The sequence below is a fragment of the Streptomyces sp. NPDC059900 genome, from assembly GCF_050270335.1.
In the GTDB taxonomy this organism is placed as follows: Bacteria; Actinomycetota; Actinomycetes; order Streptomycetales; family Streptomycetaceae; genus Streptomyces.
Genome location: NZ_JBNNJZ010000418.1, coordinates 1 through 7,180, shown reverse-complemented (window position 1 = coordinate 7,180; position 7,180 = coordinate 1). Strand labels below are relative to the sequence as shown.

The 7,180-nt window shown below is 71.2% G+C and carries 6 protein-coding genes and 1 pseudogene; 3 read left to right on the top strand and 4 right to left on the bottom strand.

Annotation, left to right across the window (positions count from 1 at the left end; translation table 11 throughout):
- From ACQKIP_RS34635 to ACQKIP_RS34625, 3 genes are all read right to left on the bottom strand, one after another.
- Positions 1–638, bottom strand: a 638-nt coding sequence (locus ACQKIP_RS34635) for a PAS domain-containing protein (protein WP_427745051.1), incomplete at its 3' end; no start/stop codon positions are given.
- A 176-nt stretch (positions 639–814) separates the two neighbouring features.
- On the bottom strand, positions 815–3,229 hold the full coding sequence (locus ACQKIP_RS34630; protein WP_365855734.1) for an MFS transporter: 2,415 nt from the start codon (positions 3,227–3,229) through the stop codon (positions 815–817).
- Between the two features lie 218 nt (positions 3,230–3,447).
- Positions 3,448–3,891: an SRPBCC family protein gene (locus ACQKIP_RS34625; RefSeq protein WP_365855736.1), complete on the bottom strand. Its 444-nt coding sequence runs from the start codon at positions 3,889–3,891 to the stop codon at positions 3,448–3,450.
- A gap of 156 nt (positions 3,892–4,047) precedes the next feature.
- Here ACQKIP_RS34625 and ACQKIP_RS34620 point away from each other — a divergent pair.
- Positions 4,048–5,098: pseudogene (locus ACQKIP_RS34620) on the top strand (Rv2578c family radical SAM protein).
- 58 nt (positions 5,099–5,156) lie between these two features.
- Positions 5,157–5,549 carry a RidA family protein gene (locus tag ACQKIP_RS34615; RefSeq protein WP_365855738.1) on the top strand — a complete coding sequence of 131 codons (393 nt, stop codon included), beginning with the start codon at positions 5,157–5,159 and terminating at the stop codon, positions 5,547–5,549.
- Between the two features lie 40 nt (positions 5,550–5,589).
- Here the strand turns inward: ACQKIP_RS34615 and ACQKIP_RS34610 are convergent, their stop codons facing one another.
- Positions 5,590–6,159: an adenylosuccinate lyase gene (locus ACQKIP_RS34610; RefSeq protein WP_361198033.1), complete on the bottom strand. Its 570-nt coding sequence runs from the start codon at positions 6,157–6,159 to the stop codon at positions 5,590–5,592.
- A 344-nt stretch (positions 6,160–6,503) separates the two neighbouring features.
- Between ACQKIP_RS34610 and ACQKIP_RS34605 the strand changes: the two genes are divergently transcribed.
- The coding region (locus ACQKIP_RS34605) for a 3-hydroxyacyl-CoA dehydrogenase family protein (protein ID WP_427745050.1) at positions 6,504–7,180 on the top strand (677 nt) is incomplete at its 3' end.

Sequence of the window (7,180 nt, the reverse complement as noted above, 5' to 3'; positions counted from 1 at the left end):
CCCCAGTCGGGGGTGACGGGCACGCGGTCGTACTTGCTGAACTCCAGGACGGGGTAGCCCAGTTCGAGGACCTGCGCCACGATGCGGGAGCTCTCCCCCACGCTCATGCTGGGCAGGATCTCGGGAAGCCGGCTCGCCAGCTCGTCCGCTCCGGGGAAGTCCGTGTGCAGGGCGAACCCGGGTGTGATGCGCTCGACCCGGCCCGCTTCCCCGCCCTCCTCGTCGGCGAGGCTGGCGGCGTCGGCCGCGAGCACGAGCAGCCGCTCGGGTCCGGGGCCGACGAGCGGATACGCCCACCACAGGACGTCCACGCGGTGGTGGTCGCCGCCGGGCACGGAGAGCCGCGCGCGCCCGGCCGCGGGGTACGAGATGCCTCCGTCGAGGGAGGTCTCCAGGTCGGGCCCCAGTCCGTCGTACACGCCGAAGTCGGTGTGGTCCTCGGGGATCGCGCCGGAGACCGGGAGCAGGTCGGCCGCCGGGCTTCCGAGGGCTTCTTCCCTGGAGTACCCGAAGAGTTTCCGTGCGCCGGTGCTCCAGTGCGAGACGGCACCCGCCCCGTCGACGACGACCACGGCGAGTGGGATCCGGCCGGCCATGGCAGGCTGCGCCACCGGCCCGCCCGGGCTGCCGTATTCCATGGCGAACGCTCCTTCCGGCGGCACCGCGAAGGCCCTGCGCCGCCCCGACCACCGTACGACCGGGGCAGGTTGCCGTGCGGCGCAATACGGGAATTGAGCGGCACGGGAGCGCCCGGGGCGGGTATCTTGCGCCGCCCGCCGCACCGGGCGCCCCGCACCGCTCGCGCCGGTCCCGGCTAGTCCTCGTGCCCCAGCTGGAGATCCCGCTCCGTGCGCCCGCCGCCCGCGACCTGGAGCACGGTGGCGACCGGCGGGTAGCCCGCGGCGATGACCGTGTACTCGCCCGACGACAGATCGATGAACCGGAAGGTGCCGTCCTGACCGGTGGTGAGGGTGTCCACGACATTGCCCGCCGCGTCGAGCAGCGTCACGCGCGCGTCTTCGACGGGCCGCCCGCCGCTGGCCCGCACGGTCCCGCGCAGGACGGCGCCGCCCGCGAGTTCGACGTCCTGGCGGGTCTCGCGGGACGCCTGCACCGAGACGGGCAGGGCCGCCGGACGGAAGGCGGGGGCGCTCGCGGCCAGCGTGTACTCGCCGGCCACCAGCTCGGTGATGACATAGCCGCCCTCGCGCCCGCTGCGGGTGCTCGCGACGACCTCTCCGCGCACGTCGGTGAGGGTCACCGCGGCGTCCCGTACGGGGGTGCCGTCGGCGGTGACCACACTGCCCGCCAGGCGCCCGGCGCCGCCGAGCACCACGTCGAGCTCCACGGGCCGCTCCCCGACGGTGACGGTGACCGCCTGCGGCTGGTGGCCGCCCGCGGCCGCGATCAGGACGAACGATCCCGAGCCCGGTGTGGCGAGCGCGTACCGCCCGTCGTCGCCGCTCGCGCCGCGGCCGATCTGCTGCCCGCCGACATCGATGAGGGTCAGGGCGGCGCGCGGCACCACCGTGCCGTCCGGGTGCTGCACGGTGCCGCATACGGGCACCCCGGCGGCGTGGGACGCACGGGCCTGCGGGACGGTCGCGGGCTCGGCCGTGGGAGCGTCCTGGGACGCTGCTGCGCTGGACAACAGGGGTGTCTCCTTGAGGAAGAAGGTGATCAGCATGCCGAGCACGAGCACCGGCACCAGGTAGAGGAAGACCCGCGGCATCGCGTCGGCGTACGCCTGGATGTAGCCGTCGCGCAGCGGCGCGGGCATCGCGTGGACGAGCTGCGGGGTGATGGCCTCGGGGTCGGGGAGGCCCGCCGAGGCCGGGATGCGCTCGGTGAGCGCGTCGGCGAGCCGGTCGGCGAAGAGCGTGCCGAAGATCGCGGCGCCGACGCTGCCGCCGATCTGCCGGAAGTAGTTGTTGGCGCTGGTGGCCGTGCCCAGGTCGGTGGGGCGCACCGCGTTCTGCACGGCGAGGATGAGCACCGGCATGACGAGGCCGACGCCCGCGCCGAGGACGGCCATCCAGATGCTGTAGTGCAGCCGGGGCGTGTCGGCTTCGAGCCGGGAGAGCAGCCACATGCCGACGACGGACAGGATGCCGCCGATGACCGGGTAGATCTTGTAGCGCCCGGTGTGGCTGATGAGCTGCCCGGAGAGGATGGAGGCGCCGACGACACCGCCCATCATCGGCAGCATGAGCAGTCCGGACTCGGTGGCGCTCGCGCCGTCGACCATCTGGAGGAAGGTCGGCAGATAGCTGGCCGCTCCGAAGAGTGCGACCCCGACGACCATGCCGACGACGGCGGTGACGTTGAAGACCGGGTCGCGGAACAGGCGCAGCGGGATGATCGGTTCTGCGGCGAAGCGTTCGGCGACGACGAAGAGCACGATCGAGGCGACCGCCCCGCCCGCGAGCCCCAGGATGACGCGCGAGCCCCACTCGTACTCGGTGCCGCCCCAACTGGTCAGCAGCACGAGGCAGGTGGACGCGGAGGTGAGCAACAGCGCGCCGAGCACGTCCAGTCGGGCCTTGGCCGCGGGCTTGGGCAGCTTGAGGACGAAGCTGACGACGGCGAGGGTGACGAGCCCGAAGGGCACGTTGAAGTAGAAGCACCAGCGCCAGGTCACGTGATCGGTGAAGAACCCGCCGAGCAGGGGTCCCGCGACCGACGCGAGGCCGAAGGCGGCGCCGATGAGGCCCATGTAGCGGCCGCGTTCGCGTGGCGGCACGATGTCCGCGATGATCGCCTGTACGCCGATCATGAGGCCGCCCGCGCCGATGCCCTGGATGGCGCGGAAGGCGATGAGCTGGTCCATCGTCCGCGACCAACCGGCAAGCGCGGAGCCGACGATGAAGATGATGATCGCGAACTGGAAGACGCCCTTGCGCCCGAAGAGGTCCCCGAGCTTGCCGTAGATGGGAAGACCGACCGTGGACGTCAGGAGGTAGGCGGTGATCGCCCAGGACATCTTGTCCAGGCCGTGCAGCTCACCGACGATCTTCGGGAGCGCGGTGGCGACGATCATCTGCTCCAGGGCGGCGAGCAGCAGCGCGAGCATGAGCCCGACGAAGACCATCCGGACGCGGGCGGGACTGAGTCCGTCCGTCGCCGATCCGTGCCGCCCCGGCGGTGGCGGCTCGCGGGGGCCGTCGGGCGCCGCGAGCGCCACCGGTTCCCCCAGTTCGGCGCCCTTCACCAGCGTCGTACCGCCCACGTCCTGCTCCCCTCGTCGCACCTGCGCCGCACATTTCTCGCATTACGCGACAACTGCGAGCAAGCGCGACGAGTTGCCCCTTCGCGGGGTCCGGCGCACGTATGCGCCGGTGGGAGCCCTACGCCGTACAAGTGACCCGAACAGAAAACCACTCGAAACGGTGAGCGTGACAACAACCCTGATGGGCTACCGGAGTTGAGGCCCGGTCAGCCGCGGTCCTACTTCTCGACCTGCCCCGCGAGCTTGCCGAGCACCTCGTCGTAGATGCGCCCGAGACCCTTGGGGGCGAAGGTCTTCTCGAAGAAGCCGCCGACGCCGCCGGCGCCGTTCCACACGGTGGAGACGACCACGCGCGACTTGCCCTCGCCCGCCGGGGTCACGGTCCAGGTGGTGACCATGGAGGAGTTGCGGTCCTTCTCGACGAGCTGACCGTCGGTCGGCTCGGAGACGTCGAGGAGGCAGTCGCGGATCCGCTTGCTGGTCGCCTGGAGCTTCCAGTGGACGAGCGTCCCGTCGCCGTCGCCGCCCTCGCGCACCTCGTACTCGCTGAAGTGCTCCGACAGGATCTTCGGGCGCACGTTCGCGTAGTCGGCGAGTGCGTCGAAGACGTCCTCCGGCCGCGCCGCGATGATCCGCTCCGTGGTCGCCTCGACCTGCGCCATGGCACTTCCTCCAGCACTCGGTTGTTCGGGGTGTGGTTCGCGGAAAGCCAACCACCCTGCGTACCGGGCCCTCAAATCGGGGTCACCGGGGTACCGGGTCGCGCGATCAAGGGAACGTATGTTCTATTCTGTGGTCAGTGCTACCGAGGAGGCGTCATGCGCTGGGAGAACCTCGCCGACGGTCCGGCACGGGGTGTCGCGGATGCCGCGCTGTTCGGCGCGGACGCGGTCACGACCCGGACCTTCGACACACCTGAATTCGCGGGAATCACCTTCCACGAGATCCGGGCGAGAACGATCGTGAACCGGGTGCCGGGAGCCTCGCGGATGCCGTTCGAGTGGACGGTCAATCCCTACCGGGGCTGCTCGCACGCGTGCGTGTACTGCTTCGCGCGCAAGACCCACAGCTATCTGGACCTGGACACGGGGCTCGGCTTCGACAGCCAGATCGTGGTCAAGGTCAACGCCCCCGAACTGCTGCGCCGCCAGCTCGCATCGCCCCGCTGGCACGGCGAGCACATCGCGATGGGCACGAACGTCGACTGCTACCAGCGGGCCGAGGGGCGCTACGGCCTGATGCCCGGCATCATCGCCGCCCTGCGCGATCGCGCAAACCCCTTCTCCATCCTCACCAAGGGCACGCTGATCCTGCGCGACCTCGACCTCCTGAAGCAGGCCGCCGCCGTCACCGACGTCGGGGTCTCCGTGTCCGTCGGCTTCGTCGACCGAGAGCTGTGGCGCACCGTGGAGCCGGGCACGCCGGCCCCGGAACGGCGGCTCGACGCCGTACGGACGCTGACCGGGCACGGCATCGGGTGCGGCGTCCTCATGGCGCCCGTGATCCCGTTCCTCGGGGACAGGCCCGAGCAGCTGCGGGCGACCGTGCGGGCCGTCGCGGCCTCGGGGGCCACCTCCGTGACACCGCTCGTGCTGCATCTGCGACCCGGCGCACGCGAGTGGTTCATGGCCTGGCTGGAACGGCACCATCCGTATCTGGTGCGGCGCTACGAGCGGCTGTACGCGGAAGGGGCGTACGCACCCAAGTGGTACCAGCGCCGGATCACGCGGCAAGTCCACGAGCTGGCCGAGGAGTTCGGCATCGGGCCCGCGCGCGGGTGCCGCCCGCCGTGTCCGTGTACCGGAGCAGGCCGAGGCCTCGTCCGCCTCGCCCGCCGCACCCGGCGGCACCCAGCTCACCCTCCTGTGAGGGTTCAACACCTCATATCCGCAGGGCAATTGTCAGAGGCATGGTCCAGGATGGAGACATGAGCCGACTCACCCACATCAACGCCCCCAACGGCGTCTTCCCCGCCGCCCAGTACACGCACGTGGTCATGGGGACGGGCCGCTTCGTGGCGATCTCCGGTCAGCTCTCCCTGGACAAGGACGGCGAACTCGTCGGCGAGGAGGACCCGGCGACGCAGGCGCGGCAGGTGTTCGACAATTTGTGGCACTGCCTAGTGGCCGCGGGCGGCAGCTTCCGGGACGTCGTGAAACTGACGTACTTCGTCACGGACATGGCCTATATGGCCGACATCCGGGCCGCGCGGGACACGTACATGGACCCCGAGCACCTGCCCGCATCCTCCGCGGTCCAGGTCTGCGCACTGGTCTCGCCGAAGTTCCTGATGGAGATAGAGGCATACGCCGTTCTGTGATCCCGCCGGGCCGGGTTGCGCGATCCGCCCGGCCGGGAGGCTAGGCGGGCAGCCGGGCCAGGGCCGCGGACGCCGCCGCCGCGAGCCGCGGGAAGCCGCACGCCTGCGTCAGGACGGGCCTGGCCCGCGGGTCCCCCAGCGCCCCGAGGCCCTCCACGCAGGCAAGCGCGATCTTCCCGTACGGATCGTGCGGGGCGAGCCTGCGCCCCAGGGTGGTGATCAGGGCGGGCGCCGATTCGGGCGCGCGCAGTTCGGTGAGCAGACGCACCGGATGCAGGGCGTAGGCAATCCGCAGCTCATTGGTGGCCAGGGCGGCTGCCGCTCGTGCCGTACGCGGGTCGCGCAGCCTGGCCAGGGCGTAGGCGGCGGCAGCGCACCGCGAGGGATCCCGGTGGTTCAGCAGCAGCACCAGGGCCTCGAAGGCCCGGCGGTCCCCCGCGGTGCCGAGCCTGACCGCCGCCAGTTCCCGCGCCCACAGAGGCTGGCCCGCGCCGACGAGCACCTCCGCGAGTTCCTCCACATCGCCGGTCGCGACCAGCCTCTCGTAACTCTCCGAGACCCCTGCCTCGCGGCGTAAGCGTTCCGTCACCGTGCGCAACTCCACGTCCATGCGGGGAGCCTATCCGCGATGCAGATCACAAACCCCGGGGACTGGCGCGCTCGTTACTCGCCGGTTAATCTCAAGTGAGCGGGGCACACTCCTCGTCAGCAGTTTTTTCCCTCGCAGCGGCCTGGTGACGCAGCCGGTGCGAGTGCTTGTCGGTTCGGTGCTTCGAGCACCTCAGCTCCATCCAGTACGACGCGGCTCCGGGACAGAGCCGGTCGACTCCTCACGGGCGTGCGCGTTTCGCCGCCCGGTCACGACACGCAGCAGCTCCCCCTCCGTACGCCGCGCCGCCGTCGCCGCGCACCGCGTGCACCCCTCAGTCGTCACTCACTTCCTGGAGTCCACCCATGGACACTCCCTTGAACACTGTCGCCGTGATCGGTCTCGGCACGATGGGCACCGGCATCGCCGAGGTCCTGGCCCGCGCGGGACGCGAGGTCATCGGCATCGACATCAGCGAGGCCGCGGGCGCCCAGGCGGTGTCCGCCATCGAGGCGTCGACCGCGCGAGCCGTGCGCCGCGAGCAGCTCACCGAGGACGAGCGGCGTGACGCGCTCGCCCGCGTCCGTACGTTCACCGACCTCCAGGCGGCGGCCGACGCCGACCTGGTGATCGAGGTCGCCCCCGAGTCGTACGAGATCAAGCAGCAGCTCATCCGGGAACTCGACGACGTCGTGCGCCCCGGCACGATCATCGCGACCGGCACGAACGCGCTGTCCGTGACCCGTCTGGCCGCCGAGTCGCAGCGCCCCGAGCGGGTGCTCGGCCTGCACTTCTTCAACCCGGCCCCCGCGATGAAGCTGGTCGAGGTGGTCTCCTCCGTGCTGACCGCGCCCGCGGCGGTCGCCTCCGTCACCGACCTGGCGTACGCGCTGGGCAAGGAGCCCGTCGCGGTCGGCGACCGGCCCGGATTCGTCGCCGACGGCCTGCTCTTCGGCTACCTCAACCAGGCAGCGGCGATGTACGAGGCCAAGTACGCCTCCCGCGAGGACATCGACGCCGCGATGCGCCTGGGCTGCGGCCT

Coding starts and splice junctions, on each gene's coding strand:
- ACQKIP_RS34610 (WP_361198033.1), bottom strand. CDS start 6,159: ATGGACGTGGAGTTGCGCACGGTGACGGAACGCTTACGCCGCGAGGCA.
- ACQKIP_RS34615 (WP_365855738.1), top strand. CDS start 5,157: ATGAGCCGACTCACCCACATCAACGCCCCCAACGGCGTCTTCCCCGCC.
- ACQKIP_RS34625 (WP_365855736.1), bottom strand. CDS start 3,891: ATGGCGCAGGTCGAGGCGACCACGGAGCGGATCATCGCGGCGCGGCCG.